This is a genomic window from Actinopolymorpha sp. B17G11, from assembly GCF_040196095.1.
Lineage (GTDB): Bacteria > Actinomycetota > Actinomycetes > Propionibacteriales > Actinopolymorphaceae > Thermasporomyces.
Genome location: NZ_JBEFTW010000006.1, coordinates 226,673 through 247,290 on the forward strand (window position 1 = coordinate 226,673; position 20,618 = coordinate 247,290).

The 20,618-nt window shown below is 64.6% G+C and carries 26 protein-coding genes, 1 tRNA gene and 1 pseudogene; 12 read left to right on the top strand and 16 right to left on the bottom strand.

The annotated features are described in order from the left end of the window. The first annotated feature begins 7 nt into the window (after positions 1-7). The 8 genes from ABN028_RS09450 to ABN028_RS09485 all read left to right on the top strand — a co-directional run bounded on the left by ABN028_RS09450 (position 8) and on the right by ABN028_RS09485 (position 4,744). On the top strand, positions 8-364 hold the full coding sequence (locus tag ABN028_RS09450) for a DUF8830 family protein (RefSeq protein WP_349326105.1): 357 nt from the start codon (positions 8-10) through the stop codon (positions 362-364). A 147-nt stretch (positions 365-511) separates the two neighbouring features. After that, entirely contained in the window at positions 512-916 is a 405-nt protein-coding gene (locus ABN028_RS09455; protein WP_349696319.1) for a VOC family protein, read from the top strand. A 228-nt stretch (positions 917-1,144) separates the two neighbouring features. Then, positions 1,145-2,407 carry a glutamate-5-semialdehyde dehydrogenase gene (locus ABN028_RS09460; RefSeq protein ID WP_349696320.1) on the top strand — a complete coding sequence of 421 codons (1,263 nt, stop codon included), beginning with the start codon at positions 1,145-1,147 and terminating at the stop codon, positions 2,405-2,407. Between the two features lie 147 nt (positions 2,408-2,554). After that, a complete protein-coding gene (locus ABN028_RS09465; RefSeq protein ID WP_349326108.1) occupies positions 2,555-2,719 on the top strand; it encodes a hypothetical protein in 165 nt (54 codons plus the stop codon). 59 nt (positions 2,720-2,778) lie between these two features. Next, positions 2,779-3,381: a nicotinate-nucleotide adenylyltransferase gene (gene nadD, locus ABN028_RS09470; protein WP_349326109.1), complete on the top strand. Its 603-nt coding sequence runs from the start codon at positions 2,779-2,781 to the stop codon at positions 3,379-3,381. A 121-nt stretch (positions 3,382-3,502) separates the two neighbouring features. Beyond that, positions 3,503-3,928: a ribosome silencing factor gene (gene rsfS, locus ABN028_RS09475; RefSeq protein WP_349326110.1), complete on the top strand. Its 426-nt coding sequence runs from the start codon at positions 3,503-3,505 to the stop codon at positions 3,926-3,928. Next, the gene (locus ABN028_RS09480; protein ID WP_349696321.1) at positions 3,925-4,563 is read left to right on the top strand and encodes a histidine phosphatase family protein; all 639 of its coding nucleotides are present in this window, start codon (positions 3,925-3,927) and stop codon (positions 4,561-4,563) included. Before rsfS ends, ABN028_RS09480 begins: the two co-directional genes overlap by 4 nt. A 105-nt stretch (positions 4,564-4,668) precedes the next feature. After that, a tRNA-Ala gene (locus ABN028_RS09485) sits at positions 4,669-4,744 on the top strand. Between the two features lie 85 nt (positions 4,745-4,829). On the opposite strand, the gene ABN028_RS09490 is transcribed toward ABN028_RS09485, so the two are convergent. The 14 genes from ABN028_RS09490 to ABN028_RS09555 all read right to left on the bottom strand — a co-directional run bounded on the left by ABN028_RS09490 (position 4,830) and on the right by ABN028_RS09555 (position 12,558). After that, positions 4,830-5,792 carry a tyrosine-type recombinase/integrase gene (locus tag ABN028_RS09490; protein WP_349696322.1) on the bottom strand — a complete coding sequence of 321 codons (963 nt, stop codon included), beginning with the start codon at positions 5,790-5,792 and terminating at the stop codon, positions 4,830-4,832. Next, positions 5,755-6,072: a hypothetical protein gene (locus ABN028_RS09495; RefSeq protein ID WP_349696323.1), complete on the bottom strand. Its 318-nt coding sequence runs from the start codon at positions 6,070-6,072 to the stop codon at positions 5,755-5,757. The genes ABN028_RS09490 and ABN028_RS09495 overlap by 38 nt, the downstream gene beginning before the upstream one ends. Further along, positions 6,069-6,281: an excisionase family DNA-binding protein gene (locus ABN028_RS09500; protein ID WP_349696324.1), complete on the bottom strand. Its 213-nt coding sequence runs from the start codon at positions 6,279-6,281 to the stop codon at positions 6,069-6,071. The genes ABN028_RS09495 and ABN028_RS09500 overlap by 4 nt, the downstream gene beginning before the upstream one ends. A gap of 41 nt (positions 6,282-6,322) precedes the next feature. Beyond that, positions 6,323-7,993: a replication initiator gene (locus tag ABN028_RS09505; RefSeq protein ID WP_349696325.1), complete on the bottom strand. Its 1,671-nt coding sequence runs from the start codon at positions 7,991-7,993 to the stop codon at positions 6,323-6,325. Beyond that, positions 7,990-8,166, bottom strand: coding sequence for a hypothetical protein (locus tag ABN028_RS09510; RefSeq protein WP_349696326.1), 177 nt, complete (start codon positions 8,164-8,166; stop codon positions 7,990-7,992). The genes ABN028_RS09505 and ABN028_RS09510 overlap by 4 nt, the downstream gene beginning before the upstream one ends. A 99-nt stretch (positions 8,167-8,265) precedes the next feature. After that, entirely contained in the window at positions 8,266-8,622 is a 357-nt protein-coding gene (locus ABN028_RS09515) for a hypothetical protein (protein ID WP_349696327.1), read from the bottom strand. Further along, positions 8,619-9,098, bottom strand: a complete 480-nt coding sequence (locus ABN028_RS09520; protein ID WP_349696328.1) for an RRQRL motif-containing zinc-binding protein — start codon at positions 9,096-9,098, stop codon at positions 8,619-8,621. The genes ABN028_RS09515 and ABN028_RS09520 overlap by 4 nt, the downstream gene beginning before the upstream one ends. Then, positions 9,091-9,411, bottom strand: coding sequence for a hypothetical protein (locus ABN028_RS09525; RefSeq protein ID WP_349696329.1), 321 nt, complete (start codon positions 9,409-9,411; stop codon positions 9,091-9,093). The genes ABN028_RS09520 and ABN028_RS09525 overlap by 8 nt, the downstream gene beginning before the upstream one ends. Next, positions 9,408-10,325 (bottom strand): cell division protein FtsK, encoded by a 918-nt coding sequence (locus ABN028_RS09530; RefSeq protein ID WP_349696330.1) that lies wholly within the window; start codon positions 10,323-10,325, stop codon positions 9,408-9,410. The genes ABN028_RS09525 and ABN028_RS09530 overlap by 4 nt, the downstream gene beginning before the upstream one ends. Further along, positions 10,318-11,169: a hypothetical protein gene (locus tag ABN028_RS09535; protein WP_349696331.1), complete on the bottom strand. Its 852-nt coding sequence runs from the start codon at positions 11,167-11,169 to the stop codon at positions 10,318-10,320. The genes ABN028_RS09530 and ABN028_RS09535 overlap by 8 nt, the downstream gene beginning before the upstream one ends. Positions 11,170-11,176: 7 nt before the next feature. Continuing rightward, on the bottom strand, positions 11,177-11,440 hold the full coding sequence (locus ABN028_RS09540) for a hypothetical protein (RefSeq protein ID WP_349696332.1): 264 nt from the start codon (positions 11,438-11,440) through the stop codon (positions 11,177-11,179). Between the two features lie 115 nt (positions 11,441-11,555). Continuing rightward, the gene (locus tag ABN028_RS09545) at positions 11,556-11,936 is read right to left on the bottom strand and encodes a hypothetical protein (protein WP_349696333.1); all 381 of its coding nucleotides are present in this window, start codon (positions 11,934-11,936) and stop codon (positions 11,556-11,558) included. 116 nt (positions 11,937-12,052) lie between these two features. Next, positions 12,053-12,244, bottom strand: coding sequence for a hypothetical protein (locus ABN028_RS09550; protein WP_349696334.1), 192 nt, complete (start codon positions 12,242-12,244; stop codon positions 12,053-12,055). Beyond that, complete coding sequence (locus tag ABN028_RS09555; RefSeq protein ID WP_349696335.1) at positions 12,241-12,558, bottom strand: hypothetical protein; 318 nt, start codon at positions 12,556-12,558, stop codon at positions 12,241-12,243. Before ABN028_RS09555 ends, ABN028_RS09550 begins: the two co-directional genes overlap by 4 nt. A gap of 259 nt (positions 12,559-12,817) precedes the next feature. Between ABN028_RS09555 and ABN028_RS09560 the strand changes: the two genes are divergently transcribed. From ABN028_RS09560 to ABN028_RS09570, 3 genes are read left to right on the top strand one after another with little or no spacing between them, the layout of a single operon-like run. Then, the gene (locus ABN028_RS09560; RefSeq protein WP_349696336.1) at positions 12,818-13,429 is read left to right on the top strand and encodes a helix-turn-helix domain-containing protein; all 612 of its coding nucleotides are present in this window, start codon (positions 12,818-12,820) and stop codon (positions 13,427-13,429) included. Next, positions 13,426-13,755 (top strand): divalent-cation tolerance protein CutA, encoded by a 330-nt coding sequence (gene cutA / locus ABN028_RS09565; RefSeq protein ID WP_349696337.1) that lies wholly within the window; start codon positions 13,426-13,428, stop codon positions 13,753-13,755. The genes ABN028_RS09560 and cutA overlap by 4 nt, the downstream gene beginning before the upstream one ends. Further along, positions 13,752-14,168 (top strand): VOC family protein, encoded by a 417-nt coding sequence (locus ABN028_RS09570; RefSeq protein ID WP_349696338.1) that lies wholly within the window; start codon positions 13,752-13,754, stop codon positions 14,166-14,168. Before cutA ends, ABN028_RS09570 begins: the two co-directional genes overlap by 4 nt. A 1,083-nt stretch (positions 14,169-15,251) precedes the next feature. Here ABN028_RS09570 and ABN028_RS09575 read toward each other — a convergent pair. After that, on the bottom strand, positions 15,252-18,869 hold the full coding sequence (locus tag ABN028_RS09575; protein ID WP_349696339.1) for a tetratricopeptide repeat protein: 3,618 nt from the start codon (positions 18,867-18,869) through the stop codon (positions 15,252-15,254). A gap of 601 nt (positions 18,870-19,470) precedes the next feature. Here ABN028_RS09575 and ABN028_RS09580 point away from each other — a divergent pair. Then, positions 19,471-19,926, top strand: coding sequence for a PM0498 family protein (locus tag ABN028_RS09580; protein WP_349696340.1), 456 nt, complete (start codon positions 19,471-19,473; stop codon positions 19,924-19,926). A 566-nt stretch (positions 19,927-20,492) separates the two neighbouring features. Here the strand turns inward: ABN028_RS09580 and ABN028_RS35315 are convergent. Continuing rightward, positions 20,493-20,618: pseudogene (locus tag ABN028_RS35315) on the bottom strand (IS630 family transposase); the annotation flags it as partial.

The window sequence follows — 20,618 nt, forward strand, 5'->3', positions numbered from 1 at the left end:
GGCGGTGGTGAGCTCAGAAGAGCCACGGATGTGGCACATCACCGTCACGGTGGCCGGTGAGCCGCATGATGTCACCGAGGTCCAGGCTGGTCTGGAACGTCTGACCGAGGAGCGGCCCTTCCTGCTGACGGTCCGTTACCGGGCCGACCGGGTGGAGGTGCGGTACTGGGAGCAGGCGACCACGATCCTCGACGCGGCCTCCCTCGCCCTTCGGCTCTGGACCGAGCATCGCGACAGCGCCCGGCTCCCGCGGTGGGAGGTCATCGGGCTCGAGGTACTCGACCGGGAGACCTTCGCCATGCGGGTCGACGAGGGGACCGCCCCGCCGCCCGTCGCCGGTGCCGCCGACGTCCGCCCGTACTGATCTGTCGTCTGTACGGATCTGTCGGATCTGTCGTACCCCTCCGTTCCCGATCCTCGGACAACTCGTGCAGCGCACGGTGTGGCCCGCGTCGAAGCTGGACATTCTCAAAAGGAAGGGACAGCTGGCGACAAGTACGCGGAGGCTCGCATGAATCGGGTCGTTCACTTCGAGATCAAGGCCGACAACCTGGATCGGGCCGAGCGGTTCTACGCGAACGTGTTCGGCTGGTCGTTTCGGCGCTGGAACGGTCCGACGGAATTCCGGTTGATCACCACCGGGTCCGATGACACGGCAGGCATCAACGGGGGACTCGCGCCACGTCAGGGCGATGCCAGCGTGGATCACACGAACGAGGCAGGGGCGTTCCTGTGCACGATCGAGGTGGACGACCTCGACGTCGTGGAGAAGGCCGTCGCCAACGCCGGTGGCCGCCAGGTCGGCGAACGGCGGGCACTTCCGAGTGTCGGCTGGATGGCGTACTTCGTCGATCCCGAAGGCAACCACTTCGGCGCGCTGCAGCCCGACGACACGGTGGTCGCGCCCCGCATGTGAGAACCGCGCTCCCGCTGAGAACCGCGCTGCCGCTGAGAACCGCGATCTCACGCAAAGAACCGCGCTCGCCCAAATGACCACGCTGCCGCTGAGAACCGCGCGCGCAAATGACCACGCTGAGCATGCTTCCGGTAACCGGGCCATGCGTACATGCCGGGTCCGGCTACCACAGGCATGGGCAGCGTGGTCATTTGCGGCCGGGACTGGCGGGGCGCCTAGGATCGGACCATGAGCACTGATCGCGATGCCGTCCGCGAGACGGCCTGCCGGGCGCGGACCGCGGCGGTCGATCTCGCGAGCCGCTCCCGGGCCGACAAGGACGCCGCGCTCCACGCGATGGCGTCCGGCCTCGAGGCGGCGGCGCCCACGATCATCGCCGCCAACGCCGGTGACGTCGAGCGGGCCCGCGACGGGGGTACGTCCGAGGCGATCATCGACCGGCTTCGGCTCGACGAGAAGCGCGTCCATGCGATGGCCGACGGACTCCGCGACGTCGCCGCCCTGACCGACCCGGTGGGTGAGGTAGTCCGCGGCTACACCCTTCCCAACGGGCTCGAGCTGCGACAGGTGCGGGTGCCCTTCGGTGTGGTCGGGATCATCTACGAAGCCCGCCCCAACGTCACCGCCGACGCCGCCGGCCTGTGCCTCAAGAGCGGTAACGCCGTGCTGCTGCGCGGCTCGTCGTCGGCCCGTGGCTCCAACGAAGCGATCGTCGCAGCCCTCCGCAACGCCCTTGTGAGCAAGGGATTCCCAGCAGATTCGGTCCAGCTGGTCCCCGGCGACAGCCACGAGTCCGTCAAGCACCTGATGCGGGCCCGCGGCCTCGTCGACGTGCTCATCCCGCGCGGGGGAGCCACCCTGATCCGCAGCGTGGTCGAGGAGTCGACCGTGCCGGTGATCGAGACCGGCGTCGGCAACTGCCACGTCTACGTCGACAGCGCGGCAGACCTCGACATGGCGATCGACATCCTCCTCAACGCCAAGACCCAGCGGCCGAGCGTCTGCAACGCCGCCGAGACCTTCCTCGTCCATGCCGACATCGCCGACACGTTCGTTCCCCGTGCGTTGGCGGCACTTGCCGGGGCCGGCGTGACGGTCCACGGGGACGAGCGGATCCGGTCGTACGGCAAGGACCACGTCGTGCCGGCCACACCAGAGGACTGGGGCACCGAGTACCTCTCGCTCGACATCGCAGGTGCTGTCGTCGACTCTCTGGACGATGCCTGCCGGCACATTCGTACGCACGGATCGGGTCACACCGACGCGATCGTCACCGGCTCCCAGCAGGCAGCTCGGCGGTTCGTGCAGGCGGTCGACTCGGCGGCGGTGGTCGTCAACGCGTCGACGCGGTTCACCGACGGCGGGGAGTTCGGGTTCGGTGCCGAGATCGGGATCTCCACGCAGAAGCTCCACGCCCGCGGTCCGATGGGCCTGCCGGAGTTGACGTCGACGAAGTACGTCGTGGTCGGCGAGGGTCAGATCCGCGCCTGACCGCCGGACTGGATCGACGGACTGGATCGCCGGACTGGATCGCCGGACTGGATCGCCGGACTGGATCGCCGGACTGGATCGCCGGACTGGATCGACGGTCGGGCCTCGCGGCGGGGGCGGCATGGCGCGCCCGGTAGGCTGCCCGCCATGGAGTCGTACGCCACGATCGTCGGCAGCATCGTCCTCGCCCAGCCGGCCCACCACATCGAGCTGCCGGTGCCGGCCGAGGTCATCGGCCTGGGAAGTTTCGTCCTGCTGACGGTGCTCCTCCTGATCACTCTCGCGATCGGCAGGGGCCGCCCGCACAGCTGAGCGGGTACGCGAGAGGGGCGGTTGAGGCTGTTGAGCGCGCAGGGCGCGGGAGGCCAGACGTGAGCAACGCAAGGCCGCTGCGCCTGGGCGTGATGGGCGGCACGTTCGACCCGATCCACCACGGGCACCTGGTGGCGGCGAGCGAGGTGCAGGCCTGGTTCGATCTCGATGAGGTCATATTCGTCCCCACCGGCCAGCCATGGCAGAAGGACGATCGCGAAGTCTCCCTCGCTGAGGACCGCTATCTCATGACGGTCATCGCGACGGCGTCCAACCCGAGGTTCTCGGTGAGCCGGGTGGACATCGACCGCCCAGGGCTCACCTACACGGTCGACACGTTGCGGGATCTCCGCGAGGCGCGCGGGCCGGACGCGGAGTTCTACTTCATCACCGGCGCTGATGCCCTGACCCAGATCCTCACCTGGCGCGACGTGGACGAACTCTTCGCGATGGCGCACTTCGTGGGGTGCACGAGGCCGGGGCACACGATCGACACCGACCAGATACCGTCCAACGGCATCACGCTGTTGGAGATCCCCGCCCTGGCGATTTCGTCTACGGAATGTCGTGAGCGCGTCGCAGCCGGTCAACCTATCTGGTATCTCGTACCCGACGGCATCGTGCAGTACATCAACAAGAGGCGGATGTACCGCGGTGGCTGAGCCAGATTCGAATCACCGGTCAACTTGACGAATGCGGCGTGAGATCCTGGAGTCGTTCGTACGCCGATGAGCGAACGGCGGGTCGGGCCGCAATGTCCGGGTTTCGCCGAGAAAGGACCTCGTGCCCGCAACCACCCACGCCGTCGAGTTGGCCCACCTGGCCGCGCGGTCTGCTTCTGACAAGCTGGCCCACGACATCATCTGTTTTGACGTCTCTGAGCGGCTCGCCCTCGCCGATGCGTTCCTTTTGTGCTCTGCCACCAATGACCGCCAGGTCGGCGCCATCGTCGATGAGATCCTCGACCGGTTGGCCGCTGCTGGCGCGAAGCCCGCCCGCCGCGAAGGCGAGCGGGACAACCGCTGGGTCCTTCTCGACTACGGCGATCTTGTCGTTCACGTTCAGCACGTCGAGGAGCGTGAGTTCTACGCGCTCGAACGGTTGTGGCGTGACTGCCCGGAGATCCCGCTCCCCGAGACCGTCCTTGCGGGCGCGCCCGGTGGCGAGTCGGTCGCTGACCGTCGTCGTCCGACCGGCACCGACCTGTGACCGCCGCGCGCCTGGTGGTGTGGCGGCACGGCCGCACGTCGTGGAACTTCGAGGGAAAGTTTCAGGGCCAGACCGACATTCCGCTCGACCCTGTCGGCATTGAGCAGGCGCGGGCGGCCGCTGCCCGGCTCGCCGCCCTGCGCCCAGCCGCGATCGTGTCCAGCGACCTGCAGCGGGCCGCGCAGACCGCCGCTGAACTCGCCCGACTCACCGGCCTCGAGGTCACCTACGACCTGGACCTCCGGGAGATCGACGTCGGGTCCTGGGCGGGCATGACGCGTGAGGAGTTCCGGGTCCGCTTCCCGGACATCCAGGCACGTGGTGATGCGGGCGAGGACTACCGCCGGGGCGGTGACGGCGAGACCGTCGCCGAACTCGCCGAACGAGCAGAGAAGGGCTTACGGCGGGCGATCGATCTCGTTCGTGACGGCGAGACCGTCGTCGCGGCATGTCACGGCCTCGCCATGCGGGTGGGCATCGCCCGGCTGGTCGGCCTGCCCGCTGCGTACTGGGAGGCGCTGGGTGGGTTGAGCAACTGTTCCTGGGTGGTGTGCGAACCGGGACGACGCGGCTGGCGGATCGTCGAATGGAACGCCGGAACCTTGCCGGAGCCGGTCCTGAGTGATGATCGCTGAGGACCCGGCCAACGCGGTTGTGGCCCGCCTGCGCGGAGCGGTGACCTGATTTCACCTCGCGTACGCCGACCAGATATGCTCGCCTGGCCCGAGTGAGAGGGCCGCGGGGCTGTAGCGCAGTTGGTAGCGCACCTCCATGGCATGGAGGGGGTCAGGGGTTCGAATCCCCTCAGCTCCACCACAGGTCAGACGCCATTCCAGGGCCTCTCCGCAGGCCCACCAGACGCCCGTACAGCAGACAAGTACAGCAGTTGCCGTCTCTGGTGTCATGGCGCCACCTCGCCGCCGAGGCTGTCCGCCAACTTCCTGAGCGCCGCACGAGTGACCTCGGACGGCACGTGGGTGTAGATCTCCATCGTGACGTCGATCTTGCTGTGACGAAGGATCTGCATCGCCACCCGAGGATGGACGTCCATCGCCGCCAGCAGCGAGCCGCAGGTGTGACGAGTGTCGTGCAGCCGGATCTTCCGCACGCCCGCCACCTCGCACCTGTGGGCGAAGCTCCGGTTGAAGTTCCTCGGCTCGATCGGCTGACCGTAACGCGTGGTGAAGACGAGCCCGTACCTGTCCGGCCATGGACCATCGAGAGATCGCTTCGCCTGCTCCTGCGACGCCCGCCGGAGTCGTAAGGCAGTCGTGCAGATCTCCGGCAGTGGAACGGGCTCCTCCGACGCTTCGGTCTTGGCCTCGCCGAGGACCAGGCGGCGGTTGACTCGCTGCAGCGCCATCGAGGGAAGAACTTCCTGCTCCTTCAGATCCACTCGATCCCAGCTCAGACCGAGCACCTCGCCCCGACGTAGCCCGGTCACCAGGATCAGTGTGTAAGCCGCGTACAACGGGTCCTGGGCCGTTCTGGCCGCTTCGAGGAACCGGCGAGCCTCTTCGACGGACCATGACTTGACCTGACGTTTCCTCCGAGACGCCGACGATGGAACCTGTACCAGCTCGACAGGATTCCTGGTGATCAGCTCCTCCGCGATCGCGTTGTTCAGCGCGCGCCGCAACACTGCTCGTGTGCTCTCGATCGTCGTGCGGGACAACCTCTGGTCGCAACACTTCCCGATCGCGCAACACTTGCGGTGGTGCTCGTCCCGCTGTGCGTCCTTGGCCTGGACGCAGCACTGGCAGGCGTTCGCCAGCGTGTTGAGCCACCGCCGAATCTCCGGGACGCGGATCCTGTCCAGTCGCCGATCACCGAGACCGGGGATGATGTAGAGCCGTACGTGCATGGCGTATGTCTGCCGGCTTTGGCCTCATCCCCGGCTCGACGACTTCACGTATCCAGTACCGCAGGTACGTCGCCAGGGTGGGCACCCTTGTCGCGACGGGGCCCTCCTTAGCCTTCTTCTGAAGGGAGATCCACTTGTCGTGTACTTCGTCGCGGGACTTCCCGTAGACGTACTTGCGCTGGCGTTCCCCTTCTGGGGTGTCCACCCAGACATAGGCCGCGTAGCCAGTGCGGTAGGGGAAGATTGACCCCTCGCCGCGTGCTCGGATCTTCTTGCTCATGCCGCGCGGTCCTCGGACTCGGCAACCTGGCGAGCGATGTAGTCGTCGATCCACTCGGGCAGGATCCGGCGGTGGCCGCCATCCTTGACTGAGCGGATCTTCCGGGTGGCCACAAGCATCTTCGTCTTCGACAGCCCGAATCCGAGTAGCTGGGCAGTCTCAGCGACCGTGTACCACCTGGGTTTCAGTACAACTCCTGGCTTCCTCACAATCCTCCTGTTGTCGGTCCGTCGCGGCTGACACGTACGTGTCAGCCGGTAGTCGCGATCTCCAGTCGTCCGATGTAGCGGTGTTCGCGGGCGAGGGCGGCGGCGGTGTTGGCCAGCAGGGCGTCGCCGGTGGTGTGCCAGCCGGTGCCGGCGTAGACGAGTTCGGCGATGGTCTCGATCTCTTCGTTTTCCTCGAGGTGTTCGGCGCGTTCGTGGTGGGCTCGTCGGTAGTCGACGCGGGCTTTGCGGAGTTGGCGGAAGGTGGTGGAGTAGCGGCGGGATTTGGTGAAGAAGTGGCCGCCGAAGCCGAGCATGTGTGCCCAGCGGCGTAGCCGGTGGTAGCCGCTGTCTTCCCACTCGGTGGTGGTTTGGAGGCCGCGTTGTCCGAGGCGCCAGCAGGAGGCGATGAGCCTGCCGGGGTGGGTGTTGTTGGCGTAGAACTCGACCGTCGAGGGCGTGATCTTCCGGGAGGTGTGGCCGGTGATCTCGGTGGCTTTGGTGGCGTACTTGGCCAGGTAGCCGGCAACAGCACTGCCGGTGAGCATCCGGCGTCGTCCGGTGTGGTCGAGCTCGTCGGCGACGCGTTCCTCGGTGAGGGGGTCGCTGCCTCGGACGCGGACGGGTCGGATGTCGATGCCTTGGGAACTGCCCCAGGCCATGGGCCAACCTTCGGGCTGGTCGACGAGCTGGTTGCCGTGGTGGTCGACCAGTACCAGGCCGTGAGTCTGGAAGCTGGTGTGTTCGACGGCATTGCGGAGAATCCAGGCGAGCAGGAAGGAGTTGGCCCACGCCGGCGGGGCGATCACGTCGTCTGGGTCGTTGGGGTTGATGCCGTCGAAGCGGGCGAGGATGTGGAAGTGGACCAGGCCGCGTCGCTGGAATTCCGCGCACTTGCCGAACGAGATCCGGACGGGTGTCTTCCCCCATCGCAGCCGACCGGTAGCCGGGTTGCGGACACGTGGGACGTGGCCGTGGTCGCGGGCGTACCGGTCGAGGAGCCGCTTGGCGGTCATCTGGGTGCGTCGCCACAGTTCGGAGGCGTGGACGTTCCAGATGGCATGGTGGTCGTAGTCGTAACACTCCGAGCAGAGGGGTGTGCCGAGGCGGTGGTCGCCGTCCTGGTGGACTCGCATGCAGCGCAGGTCGACACCGTGCCGGCACAAATCTGGGGTCCTCCTGGCGCAGCAGGGGGCGGGTTTGTTCTTCTTGGTGGTGCGGGTCGTGTGGACGATGCCGAAGCCGGGCGCGGTCAACGTCGCAAAGACGGCGGGATGGCCGCCTACGGTTTCTGGGACGCCTTTGCCGCCTTTGAGGCCGGCGGCGACGAGCTGGTAGGCGTCAGCCCGGTAGATCTCGGCACACGAGGGACACACGGAGGCGCGGCGGTTCCCGCAGGCCTTGTAGATCACCCCATCCGGCATCCCAGCAGTCGACGTCGCGACCTCATTCGTGATCTGGCCGGTGCTCGTGTCGACGGTCTGGGTGCGGAGCTGACCGACAAGGCGTACGGGTTGGCTGCAACCGGCAGCGCCATGGACGTGACGCAGCCAGCGCGGGTAGTCGGGTTGGGCACCGCGGGCCATCGCGGTCGTGGTCGCGGTGAACTTATCGAGCCCAGTCACGTTCGCCAGGTCGATGGGTGTTTCGGCGTCGGCCACCGCCCCCGACACGACTGTGGTGTCGGGGGTGAGGGTCGACGTCGAAGCGGTCATGCTGCGGCACCCTCGCGGCGTGCGCAGGCGGGGCAGAGTGCGTTCGTGTCGTCGACGAGCCAGCCGTAGTCACGGAACTCGCCGACCGTGCCGACGAGCCCGGCGGTGGCGCTGAAGGTGGTGTCGCAGGTGTCACAGGTCGCGTCGTAGGCGTCCTCAGAGTGAACAGCCATGCGTGTGTCTCCTTCCTCTCGTGGTTGGTGGCTGCTGTGGTGGGGCCCCGACTGGCCAGGCCAGGTTGCGGTCTGGTGGTCGGGGTCCCGTGTGTCTGCTCATGCGGCGATGCGGTGTGCATCGGCCGGCTCATGGATCTCGATGGGGTTGGTGTCGTCTGGTCGGTTGTTCAGGACCGACAGGTAGATGGCGACAGTGAGGAAGCCGGCGACGCCGGCGAAGGCGAGGGTGAAGATGCCGGCGAACAGCCAGCGGATGTCGGTGCCTGTGGTGATGAGCCAGCCGTGGATGGTGCCGGCGCCGAGTGCGGCGGGGATGCCGACCAGGAGGACGGCGAGGGTGGGTCCGTACCGTCCGTCGATGACCTTGCCCGCGACGAGCGCGACGACGGACAGGACGGCGAGTGTGGTGATCAGGCCGGGTAGTAGGCCGATCGTGGTGGCGAGGGTGGTCATGCTGCTTCTCCTTCGCGGTAGTCGTCGTAGGTGTCTTCGTGGTTGTCGTTGGGTTGGTGGTGGCAGTCCACGCAGCAGCCGAGCGAGGTGGGGATGGTGTAGCCCGCGTCCTGGCAGCAGAGCGGGCAGATGCGGCGTGCTTCGAGCGCCTTCTCGATCGCTTGTAGTTGCGCGAGGCTCGGCACGCGTTTGGGTTTGGCTTGGTCGATGCGATAGAGGTAGGCGACGGCTTGTTTGCCGTAGCGCATCCACATGACTTGCGCGGCGACGGGTTGTCCGCCGGGGCGTAGTTCCAGGGCGAGGAGCTGGCGTTTGGTGGCGAGCCCTTCCGGTGCCATGCGCCACCCGTAGGTGGGCATCCCACCGTGGTCAGTGCCTTCGGGGTCGTAGAACTCGATGCGGTAGCGGCGGTTGTAGGTCCGGCCACGCCGCGCCCGCCTGCCCCTTCTTCTGCGTGGTCCTCGGTAGTCACTCATCCGGCTCACCGCCGCTGTGGTCGCCGATGTGGGGGTCGAGGATGAGCACCTGGTCGTCGCGGCCGATGAAGTGGCGGTGTTCGTCGGGGGCGTTGAACGCCGCCTGCTCAGGTGTGCGGTCGGCAGTGCCGTACTGGCCGCAGCTGCAGGTCCAGCCCCATGGGAAGCGGGCCACGATGGTCTCGGCGTAGTCGGCGGCGTCGTCGGTGTTGGTGAACTCGCCCGGGTAGGTGTCGATCACCGTTTCGGCAGTGACGATCTGGGCGGTGTTCTGCACGATCCGGATCAAGTGCTCTTCCTGGTGGTGGGTCATGCGGCTGCGCCTCCGTTCATGAGGTGGTGGCGGATGGACATCGAGCGGGCGACGAGGGTGTCGATTTCGTGGTCTTCGAGGTAGACGGATCGGAACTTGAAGGGTCGGGATTCTTCGGCGAGGCAGTAGCCGACGCCGGGCCGGTTGGTGGGGATCTTCGAGGCGTCGTAGCCTTTGTCGGCCCAGCCGGTGCCGAGGATGATGTCGCTGGACGCCTCGGTGGTGGACCGGAACGCGATGCGGTAGTTGAAGACATCGCGAACCCGGGTGGGAACGATGTCCGCACTGGGGCGTTGGGTTGCGGCGCAGACGAAGATGCCGGCAGCGGGGCCGCGTTGTACGAGGTCCATCAGCAGGGCAAGGAACCGCTCCTGCTGCTGGCTTGTGCCGTAGACGGAGGTGAAGACGGACAGTTCGTCGATCCACACGGTGATGAGGTCCATGCCGTCGCCCTTGACGACCTTCCGCTTACGGCGTGCGGTGAGCCAGTCGTAGCGGCCGTTCATCTCGCCCTGCAGGGTGGTCAGGACGTGGATGGCGAGGTCGATCTCTGGTCCGACGAAGAAGTCGGCGATGTCTCGCCACAGGATGAGTTCGACGATCTTGCCGTCGATCAGGATGATGCGGGTGTCGGTGCATTGGGACATGTGGCCGACACCGTTGGAGATGAACCCGGACTTGCCAGACCGGGACACCCCGCCGATGAGCAGGCTTCGGGTGGCGAGTTCGATGCCGAACGGGTCGCCGTACTCGTCGATGCCGAAGTGCACGATGTCGTAGCCGGACAGCCCGGACACCTGCGCACGAGCAGAAGTAGCAGTGGTGGGCTTGTGGGTGTGGGGGGTGTCCCCGGCCTTGCGGCCGGGGAGCACCTTGTACACGCCCGGGACAACGCGTTCCAGGACGCTAGACATAATCGGTGATGTCCTCTCCGTCGGTTGACAGAACCGCGCGCGGGTCGGGGGCGGTTCGTTGGTTGGGTGGGGTGGCCTTGCCGGCCTTGCTCGCTGTCTTCTTCACCTCGATGGCCTTCTTGGTCTCGGTGGCCGTGGCAGCGGGGTTGTCTTCGGTGTTGGTGGTAAGTGGGAGGCCGATACCGACCGCCCACTCGCTGGCGGTGTGGCTGGTCTTGGACTCGACCCGGCCGTTGGGTGGGATGACTTCTTGGTCTGCCTTCTTGTCGATGAGCGCGGACCGGACCGGGGCCTTGGCGTCGAGGGGGTCGCGTCGGGTGATGTCGAGCCGGATCAGGTGAGCGAACCGGCGGTGGGCGGTGACGCGGCCTTCACGGCCATAGCAAGTGGACGCCAACGATTCGGTGCGTTCTTCGACGTCCTTGCAGGTGACTCCAGCGACGAGCCACATCCAGGCCCGCTCACCGACCCTTGTGGGGCGAATGAAGATCAGCCACGGCAGGCGTCCGGAGCGGTTCCGGAGCCCGTTCTCCGCCATGAACGCCCGCAACCTGTGCCTGGTGACGTTCAAACACCACACGGCGATCAGCACCCGGTTGACTCCTGGGATGCACAGCAACACGGCGACGGGTGCGACCAGGACGCAGCCGGCGGCCCAGGCCGGCAGATCCATCCGAAGCAGGTAAATGAACGCCGTCACCAAGGCGGCGGCGGTGATGATCTCCGGTAGCCACCGCCACACGGCGACGACGACCTGTACTCCGACCCGCTGGTGGAACTTGGGTTTGACGTCCTCCACCAGGCGGACACGGTTGCTGGAGCGGTACGAGGAGCGGCGTGGCATGACGGGCTCACCCCGCCTTCTGGATGTGGTGGGTGTCGAGGTTGAGGAAGGCGGTACGGGCCTGCTCGATCGCGGTGGTGAGCCGGTCGAGGGTTTCCAGGTCCTCGATCCAGAGATCGACGTTGTGACCGAGCCCGATCACCAGCAGCATGTGCGGACCGGACTTGCTGTTTACCGCCGAGCCGTCCAGGTAGGTCGTCGGCGTGAGGTCACCGCTGACCCGCAACGGATTGACGCCGGGGTCGACGGTGTTGCGCGTAGATTTGGACATGGCAGAGCCCTCCTACGGTGTGTGGGTGGGGTGATGTGGTGGCACAGGACCGGAACGGTTTTCCAGGACGCGTGTCCGGTCCTGTGCCTGTTACCTCAAGGCGACAGGAGCCGCGTTATGCGGCGCTGTCGCTGCCGGCGTCGAGTGCTTCGTAGAAGATCTTGTGCACTTCGCCGGTCTTGAACGCAGTCTCACCGCAGATCCCGGAGACGACCTCGGCGGCGTGATCCCGCATCGATGCGAGGGTGAGGAGCATGCTGGCCGCGTCATTCATGACAGCGGTGCCTTCCTCGGACTCGCCGAGGAGGGCAGCGATCTGCTGCTGGGCCTTGATCTCTTCGGCCATCCAGTCCACGGCCAGCCGGGTGTTCTCGTACACGTGCATGAGCCGGTACGCCCGGTGGCTGACCTGCTCGTCGACCCACTCCTGGGCACACTCGGCCTGGAAGCCGTACGCCTGGTTGTCTTCGGGAATGTTGGGGGTAGAGTCGGTCATGACATTGCCCTTCCTGACGGTTGGGTGATGTGGGTGGCAGAGGACCGGACGGTTTGGACGCCAGGCCCGGCCCTCCGCCGACGGTGGGGAACGGTCCCGTTACGGGGCCGTTCTTCTTATGTGCGGTTCCGGTTCCATGGGGTCGGCAGAATGCCGCCGCCGCTCAGCCAGCCATCCAGAGCGCTGGCCAGCTCGACAACCCGGATCGCGTCGTCGTAGTCGAGAACATCGATGCACTTGGCAAGCTCACGCAGTTCCGCGAGCGTCGCATCAGGATCCATCGCGTCTACATCTACGAGTTCGCTCATGCGGCCTTAGCCGCCGACACAGATTTGAGGTCCTTGGCCCGGTACGCGACCCCGTTACGGCCGTTCTGCGCCCACGGGATGGCCTCCAGCTCGACCGGATCGATGATCTGTCCCACGTTCACCTTCGGCGGCTGGCCCGCCACAGTGATCGTGAGCATCTCTCCACCCGTCTCGTCGAGCGCCATCACCTGAACGACGAACAACAGCTCACCGGTCCGCTTGTCCGCCCGCTGCCGACCATCAGCATCGGTCTTCGGCTCAGTCGCCTTCGTCACCGTGAACGTGGCCCGCGACTTGTCGATGAACAGCTTCACAACTGTCTCCCTTCCAGAGAGAACGATGGATGCGGTACGAGGCTGATCGCCTCACGCCACTCGTCTTGAGTAGCGCCGTGCACGTGCCCGACTCGAACGGACCAACCGCCACCCGCGCGGCTTGGCACCTGGCTACGTGCGGCCACTCCTCACCTCCTCCCTTGCGGTCCTACTAGCCCGACTAACCGGACTAACAGGTCCGAGCATAGGACATATGAGTCCTGATGACAAGGACTAACAAGTCCGCGAGGATGGGGGCATGCAGATGGGAGAAGTGATCCGGCAGCGTCGTCGCGATCTGGGCATGTCCCAGAGCGACCTTGCGCAGGCTGCCGGTGTCGACGCGCGACAGATCCGCCGGTACGAGACCGGCGACCAACAACCACTCCTGACGGTGGCGATGGCCATCGCCGATGCCTTGCAGATCTCAGTAACCGAACTCGCCGGACGTCCGTCCCATCGGGTCAACGTCACCGGTGACTGGTGGGCATCGTGGCAGACCTACCGTGGCGGCGAACAGAAGATCGCCACCCAGCCCGTGCAGATGCGCCAGGAGGGCGACAAGGTCTTCATCGCCTCGACCCGGCGCGGTCTCAGTGCCGAGGAGGGTGGCTACATGTGGAGCGGTGAGCTCCGACTCTGGGACAACGAGATCCTCACCGGCTGGTACGCAGCCGAGGACGGCTCGATCCGCTCCAAGGGAACGATGTACCTCGTCATGCACCCGCACGGTGTCTACATGGACGGCCGCTGGGTCGGGCTCGGCTACGACGACAGCATTATGACCGGCTGGGCAACCATGGGAAAGACCAGCGAAGACTCCGAAGAAGCCATGTCACGCCTGCTCTCGAAGGAGGCGAGCGGGAAGTGACTGGACTCTGCGAAGTCGTCATCACCGCACCGGACCCAGACTGGCTCACAGACTTCACCCGGCAACTCGTGTCCGAGCGCCTCTGCGCGAGCGGCCACAACTACACACCAGTGCGATCTATCTACCGCTGGCGTGGCGAAGTCCATGACCGATCGGAGGGCCGGGTGTCACTTCACACTCGCCGAAGCCTCGTGCCAGAGATCGTGCGACGCGCCAAGGAGCTGCATCCATACGAGGTCCCCGGCATCAGCAGCCGACCCATCCAGGACGGCAACCCCGACTATCTGCGCTGGATCGAGACCGAGACGAAGGAGCCGACACCGTGACCGGCCATCGCAGCCGCCTGTGCTACTTCACCATCGACGTCGACGACCTGGACCAGGGCGTCGCCTTCTGGTCCGCTGCACTCGACGCAGAAGCCTTGCCGGGGTCCCACACGTCCGGCCACATCTACCGGCGGCTACGTCTACCGGACTCAGACATCCTCGTCCTGCTCCAAGCAACCCCCGACGCCAAGGTCGACGAACACAAGGAACGCATGCACCTGGACCTGGAGACGGACGATGTAGAGGCCGAGGTTCAACGCCTTGAAGCCCTTGGCGCCACCCGCTGGGACCACCAACAGGAACGCGGCTTCAACTTCTGGGTCCTACGCGACCCCTGGGGCAACGAGTTCTGCGTCCTGTCGCCAATGCTCCCCGACCTCCTAGCGCGACGTCAGCCTTGGGCCTGCGCGTAACGACACTGACGGGCTCGGACTCGCGTCACCTCGGCGGTTACCGCTCGTCGACGACGGCACCGACTCATGATGTCCGCTTCGCACCGGAGAGGACATGCCGCGGCCCGGGCAGGTCAGGCGCCCGCCAGGTCAAGGTCGACATATGAAAGAAGCGCATCTTGATCAAAGTAGTCCAGCAGGCCCACCAGCTCACGTACCATCGACACCCGACGATCTCCAGCGGGCATGCTAGTCCGCACGGGAGGACAGAGCGGCCAAGGGGGAAGCGTGCATCGGACTCGAAAGTTGATTACCAGCCTGCCAGCGTACGTACTTGTTGCCGCCTGTACGTTAAGTGTGGCAGCGTGCGCGATCCCGCCAGACTCCCCAAAGCAGCAGCAGGCCAGGGAAACAAAGGCTGCCGGAGTTAGGGCGTTTGTGATCCAGTGCAGCACTGACCTTTGGGAGCGCACGAAAGTGGGCACTACCGGTGCAAGCAACGACGACATCGAGGCAACAAAGGTAGAGAAAGCGCCCGGAAATGTCGTCACGATCACTCTTTCTGGCCCCGAGATGGTCGAGTACCTTAGAGCGCTTGACTTCGCCGCACACGGAGGCGTAACCAACGCAGGAGATGACTCCATGATCGACGCAGCATTGGCGACTCGGATGTACGAAGCCATTGCACCAGTCATCGATTCGGTATCCAGCGCACCTAATCCCAAGCGAGAAGTACCAGTAATAACAGTCGACGACAAACCAAGCCCACGCCCGCCAGGGCAGTAGGGCCATGCGTGTCGGGCCCTAGCCTGAATTCCTTTCTCGTCGCATCGCTGTACGAAGCAGCCACTCTGCGTACCCGGCTGCGCTACCACCTCCGAGTTAACGCCGAGAGCTCCACGCTCCAACCCACGCTCACATGCCTTCTCGGCCTAAACCGAGACGGGTTGGCGGTGGGCGCCGCCTGACCTTCGGATCCTCAGGCGAATCGACGCTCTCAAGATGGATGAGTGTTTAGGTATGCCAAGCACTTCGAGTCTGCCAATCCTCAGCAGTACGGCGGGCTAAGTGACCGGACCGAGCCGATCCACGCAAACCCCTCTCTTACCGCTTCTGCAACAGGACAGTTCGCGCAGCGAGTGCTCGATCTTCCATATTTGAGTCCGCGACCAATGCCATCAGCAACGTCGCCGCAGTCGAGTGCCCGAAGCGGCTAACAAGACCCCGATACACCTCGCCAAGCACAGAAGGCAGTGGATCATCCATTCCGGGCTTCTGGGAAAAGCTGGATCGTACCCCTTCCATGACTGCACGGAACTGCGCAGGACCTAGCCACGGCTTGACAAGCACTCCACGCAACAGGACAGCCAAGTTACTGGTAGCGCTTGTCGGCGTATCGGCGATACATACGAGGCCGTTGGAAACGGCCGACACCCATCCCCCCAGCTCGTCCAATGCAGTCATCGCAATCTTGTCAAGAACCCGGTGAACGAAGCCCATCACGGCGTCGGGATCGGCCCATGCTTTCGGCCTGGTCAAAACGGCTGCCGCCCCCCTCGCTCGCCACCCATCGGCAGCCGCAGCCATCTCCATTGTTTCTCTCGAGAAGTCCAGCTCGACATAATAGCTCCGAATAAGCTCAGACTCCGCCACCATGAACTCAACATCGCTGAGCGAATGGTTCCGCGCAAGATACCGCAATAGGGCCACAGAGCCGAAAGTAGCAACACCTACACTTCGGGCGAGCTGTCTAATCACTCTGTCGTCCGCCCAGTAGGACCAGCCTCGGTCTTGAGCTAAGTCCAGCGCACTGAGCCAGACGAAGCTCTCATCCAAGTCTGGAAAGTGGCGAAGCTCGGGCCACGATATGCGCGGAAGGCCTTCTGTGAGTCGCACGATCTCCTCTGATCGCTCCGCAAGAGCGTCAGCATCTTCTGTACTCATCGTGGTTACAATAGGCCCTTGCGATATTGGGCTCCATGCCACGCTCATGGTTGATTTAAATGCCAGAGCGTCACGAGCTCGAAGTGCATCCTTTAGCACGTGATCTGTTGTGACAGCCGAGCGGTGTGCTCCAAGCAAGACTTCAACAGTTTCCCGCCGCAGTAGCGCCAGAGTGTGCAATGCTGTCGGGTCCACGACAACGCGACTCGAAGCACCATTGGAAATCGCGTCAATTTCCTCAGCTTCCGTGGCGGGATCCACCGCATAAACCACGCCAGCAGCGCGGCGAATCGAGGCCTCACAGTAACTTCGGCCGACGGCAGACGAGAGCGTAGCTAATGGCAGGCGACCTTCCCGTACGCCGACACTGATGTCCTCGGTTGCTTCATATTGACGCCTTAGTTCTTCCTCAAAGGGTGCTAGAGGATCTGTCCCCTCTAGGTCAACCTGCTCCATCCGAAAGACAGGACTCTCCGGAAATTGAGCTACATAGGCGTGAGTTGCACTGTGTAGCTCCTTCAATTCCATATCATCCAGCTTCGAATTTCTTCGTCCGGCATACAGTTCTCGAAGGAATACTCCCATCAGCTCTTCATCCTCTGGCCAGAGCCGCATTAGATCCAGGGCCTCAGTAATGAAGCCCGCCGCAGTCGAGTACCGGGCACACATGGAGACCCACAGCAGCGCCTCATCGCGAGAGCGCGGACGCAGGACGCTGCCGTCGTGACTCATCGCGTCCCAAGCAGCGTCAAGCGCCGCCTGGCCGACAAGGCACCTGACCAATGCCCATCGACTGGACGTGTCCTGCGGGTCAATCTCCAGGAGACTACGCGCTGCCCCTACGGCCGAATGCCAATTGCCTTCGGCAGCGTGCACCTCTACGAGCAACTCGTACACACTTCGCTTGCCAGGCCACTCCGCGGGTGCTTGGGAAAGGCAATCCAGAGCTGTTTCGCGGGCCGTAACTATGAGACCCGCGGCCTGATACTTCCGTGCTGCCATCGACAAGAGGAGGAGATCACTCCACCGTGAAGCGCCCTCCTTTAGCGTGTCGGCGGCAGCCTCTAAATCACCTTCCGCCGTATAGAGGTCAGCGAGTCTTACAACCAAGCTGCGGCTGCGATATACATTTGCCTTAAGTTCGCTGACTCCGCCAGCAGCTACACGAGCAATCAATTGTATCTCGTCAACTACCTCCGGGTAGCGTTCGGCCAGGTCGGTTAGGTCGGGGAGTGTCCCGCCTGCCTCAGCCAGGCCCATCGTCGCCTGGAGGCGCTCCAATTCTGTGTCGGCAGCATCGGACGCGCGTCGCCAGGCGGCAATTCGTTCCGATCCACTCTGGCCTTCCTCCGTGACCTCGATATCCATTAGAACCGCAGAAATGTAGGCCACTGCAAACCCGTCCCGGACATACTGCAGCAGGTTGCGGGCGCGATCTTGCCTGCCCGATATCGCAGCCGCTAGCGCGCCCTCGGCTCGAACTTCATCGCTTGCAGCCTCAAGCGGCGTGGCTTCCCCCTCCGGCGTTGGCTGGCTGAGCCTCCATGCAAGCTCCAGATCGCCCGCTACAACCGCGGACCGTATAGCCAACACCGTGCATTCCACGGCGCTATCCAGCGCCCAGCTGCGCCTGAGATTCCGAGCCCGGGTCGCCAAGTCGAGGGCTACCAAAGCGTCGGACGACCGGCTGCCGAACCCTGCGCGCACTGCACGCCGAAGAGTAAGCTCCGCTGCTAGACAGGCGGCAGCCGTGCTCTGGCATGTAGTCCATGTTTCCGACGCCACACTCAGGGCGAGGCCATGCTCGCCCTGGTGCGCATGTAGCTTGGCGCGAAGAACTCCCCGGATAGCTTTGTCTCCGGTCCGCGTTGGCTCCCAGGCAGTGATCTCACGCAGCGCCTCTACTTGATCACCATGCAGGCTCGCATAGAGCGCTGCGGCTAGAGGGTGCCCGCTCCGTTCAGGTTCTAGATCCAGTAGAGCTTTGGCTTCGTCGGCTGAATGCTGAAGGTGTTTGCGGGCTAGCCAATACGCGCGCGGAAAGGCGCCGTTCCTTAAGCCGAGGTCGTAGAAGTCAGCCGCATGTGATCCGCCATAGGTGCCAGATAGGCCTCCAAGCCAACAATAGGCGTTGGCGGGAGCTTCACGAACGTAGTCCGGGACTGAGGTCGCCCATTCGTCTAGGAGCGCTCGACGCTGTGCGGTATCGGCGAGTGCTGCAACTGCTCTCTCTACTCCTGGCCAGACCGCACGCAATTCCCTGGCAAGTACGGCGTCCGCGAGTGGCAGGGAGCGTAGGGATTCTTCGAAGTCGTTACTGACGTCAAGACGGTCAAGTACTCGCTTCTCACTAGCGTCGATCGCAGCCCTTGTCTGGCTACCCTCGTGCTCTATTTGCTGAGCCTGCCACTCAAATGACAATGAGTGCGCTGCTCCGCCATCCAATTCCTCAAGGTAGGTTCGCATGATGATATACATGAGCTTGACTGCGGCGTCGTCGGAGGCTGGTCGCGGGGAATTGACCACCCACGCTAGCTCCTTTGCCAGAATCTCTATGCTCTCGCGGTTCCGTTTGCGTAGGCGCTCGGCGGTGTCTGGTCGCACAAGCCACCGTCGAATCGAGCGTGCGCTGACGTGTATTCCCTCTCGCGCCGCCTCTTTGGAAGACCTTCTTGCAACCTTGAATTCCAGAACGTATCTGCGAAGGAAATTGCGTCCGGCGTGCTGCGCTAGTGACCCTGCAGCACGCATGAGAATGCTGATCGCGCCTGCTTCCACGTCGGACCTCCCAGTCGGATCCCAGCCGGCCTGGCGTGGTGATCACGATAACGCCCAGACCCACGGCGGGTGATGAGTTTCCCTACGTCTTCAAGGGCGGCCCGGACGGGCCGCCGCGCCCGCCTCGACGGCGCCGGCCTTCCCTCTGCGCCTTCGGTGCCCGGTCGGCCGGCGCGGCTGGGCGCGAAGAGAGGGCCGCCAGAAGACTGACGACCCTCACCGCGGACGATGCCCGGTTCGATCAACCCGGCGGTGGCCGGGGCGGTCCGGAGGCTTTACCCACCTCGCTTGGTCCAGGTCCCGAAGGCCGGGGGCCCACGGCGGGTGGTTGCGGTTGGGCAGCGAGCTGCCCGCCGAGCCGGACAAGGCTACGGGCCCCCGACCTCCCGGACCAAGCCAGGCCACCGGCCAAACCCTCCGTCCCTCCGCGCAGCTGTGACCGTCCTCGAGCTTGCGTTCCACTTGGCTGCAGCTGCTCGGGGCCGAGTCGTAGCCGTGCCGTCACGAACACCGGCAACGCTGGGATCATGACCGCATGCTCACTCTCAAGCTGAACGACGTTGCTGCCCAGGCGCTCGGCGTCGTCGACGGGCTGCAAGGGATGGCGCCGCCCGGCGGCTTGACGCCGGGTCTTCAAGCGCACATAGATCGGGGCATCGTCCGCCAGGGACCGGTTCTGACGTGGGCTGACTCGGTTGGTGCAGCCGAGGGCGCGGCCACCGGTGGTGGCGACCTCACCGGATGGGAGTGTTCCGACAGCTCGTTCCACATCGAAGACTTCGTTGACGTGGAAGTCGCCACCGTCGACGACACGCCGCTGATCGCAGAGAGTGACCAGCGGACCCTCCTCCTTCATGGCCTGGCGTTCGCGCTGCAGTTGAGCCGGTTGATCTACGCTCTGGACCCGCCCAACGCGGTTCGCTGCATCATCGCTGCCAACAACACGAACGCAACCTTCCGGTTCCACCAGATCCGCCAAGGTGAGAGTTGGAACGTGCCTGACCTGGACACGTACCTGCAAGACAAGATGATCGTGCTGGACATCGAGCCGACGTGACACGACACTGCCGCCGCAGCAGCGACGGCGTACAGCAGACAAGTACAGCAACACGACCAACCACAGGCAGCCCAGGGCGACCACCGATGGCCTGCCGACCTGCGCGAACGTCCTCCGTCGACCTAGTTGCCCATTGATGGCATGGAGGGGGTCAGGGGTTCGAATCCCCTCAGCTCCACTCACGAACTCGCAGGTCAGAGGCCCTAGGCGCGAAAGCAGCCGGGGCCTCTCGCTGTTGGATGCCCGATCTGGCAGCGAAATGGGAGCGAAGGACCTCAGGACACCGCTGCCCCTCCACACCTGGGTAGGGAGTTACGTAGTGACTGGGGAGAGTGTGAGAGGCCAGGAACTGGTGACTGTCACTCCCGCTGTCACGCCCGCTTCTGCAGGTCAAGGACGGTTAAGTGACAGAGTGACAGTGGTGACAGAGCCGGCATGTCCCTGGCGTAACCAACGCTGAGAACGGCGACCTGGGCATCAGCGCGCTCCTAGTACTGCCGAGCCTGGCTCTCTCTTGATCAAGGTCGCCGCTGGTGCGGCGCTCGCCGGCCGCCCTTGCGGGCGCCCTAGTACCCCGTGGTTGAGATCTTTTGACGGTTCGTTTTGGTGAGGATCTGGTCGGCGGTCTTGGTCCAGACGAAGGGGTGGCAGCGGTCGTTCCAGCCGGTGATGAATTGGCGGATCTTGGTGAT

What these genes read in the sequence shown, in the direction of transcription:
- ABN028_RS09510 (WP_349696326.1), bottom strand. Translation starts at nt 8,166, where the DNA reads ATGGCTGTTCACTCTGAGGACGCCTACGACGCGACCTGTGACACCTGC.
- ABN028_RS09495 (WP_349696323.1), bottom strand. Translation starts at nt 6,072, where the DNA reads ATGAGCAAGAAGATCCGAGCACGCGGCGAGGGGTCAATCTTCCCCTAC.
- ABN028_RS09465 (WP_349326108.1), top strand. Translation starts at nt 2,555, where the DNA reads ATGGAGTCGTACGCCACGATCGTCGGCAGCATCGTCCTCGCCCAGCCG.
- ABN028_RS09545 (WP_349696333.1), bottom strand. Translation starts at nt 11,936, where the DNA reads ATGACCGACTCTACCCCCAACATTCCCGAAGACAACCAGGCGTACGGC.
- ABN028_RS09525 (WP_349696329.1), bottom strand. Translation starts at nt 9,411, where the DNA reads ATGACCCACCACCAGGAAGAGCACTTGATCCGGATCGTGCAGAACACC.
- ABN028_RS09505 (WP_349696325.1), bottom strand. Translation starts at nt 7,993, where the DNA reads ATGACCGCTTCGACGTCGACCCTCACCCCCGACACCACAGTCGTGTCG.
- ABN028_RS09530 (WP_349696330.1), bottom strand. Translation starts at nt 10,325, where the DNA reads ATGTCTAGCGTCCTGGAACGCGTTGTCCCGGGCGTGTACAAGGTGCTC.
- ABN028_RS09550 (WP_349696334.1), bottom strand. Translation starts at nt 12,244, where the DNA reads ATGAGCGAACTCGTAGATGTAGACGCGATGGATCCTGATGCGACGCTC.
- ABN028_RS09580 (WP_349696340.1), top strand. Translation starts at nt 19,471, where the DNA reads ATGGCGCCGCCCGGCGGCTTGACGCCGGGTCTTCAAGCGCACATAGAT.
- ABN028_RS09520 (WP_349696328.1), bottom strand. Translation starts at nt 9,098, where the DNA reads ATGAGTGACTACCGAGGACCACGCAGAAGAAGGGGCAGGCGGGCGCGG.
- ABN028_RS09490 (WP_349696322.1), bottom strand. Translation starts at nt 5,792, where the DNA reads ATGCACGTACGGCTCTACATCATCCCCGGTCTCGGTGATCGGCGACTG.
- ABN028_RS09540 (WP_349696332.1), bottom strand. Translation starts at nt 11,440, where the DNA reads ATGTCCAAATCTACGCGCAACACCGTCGACCCCGGCGTCAATCCGTTG.
- ABN028_RS09455 (WP_349696319.1), top strand. Translation starts at nt 512, where the DNA reads ATGAATCGGGTCGTTCACTTCGAGATCAAGGCCGACAACCTGGATCGG.
- ABN028_RS09515 (WP_349696327.1), bottom strand. Translation starts at nt 8,622, where the DNA reads ATGACCACCCTCGCCACCACGATCGGCCTACTACCCGGCCTGATCACC.
- ABN028_RS09460 (WP_349696320.1), top strand. Translation starts at nt 1,145, where the DNA reads ATGAGCACTGATCGCGATGCCGTCCGCGAGACGGCCTGCCGGGCGCGG.
- ABN028_RS09560 (WP_349696336.1), top strand. Translation starts at nt 12,818, where the DNA reads ATGCAGATGGGAGAAGTGATCCGGCAGCGTCGTCGCGATCTGGGCATG.
- ABN028_RS09535 (WP_349696331.1), bottom strand. Translation starts at nt 11,169, where the DNA reads ATGCCACGCCGCTCCTCGTACCGCTCCAGCAACCGTGTCCGCCTGGTG.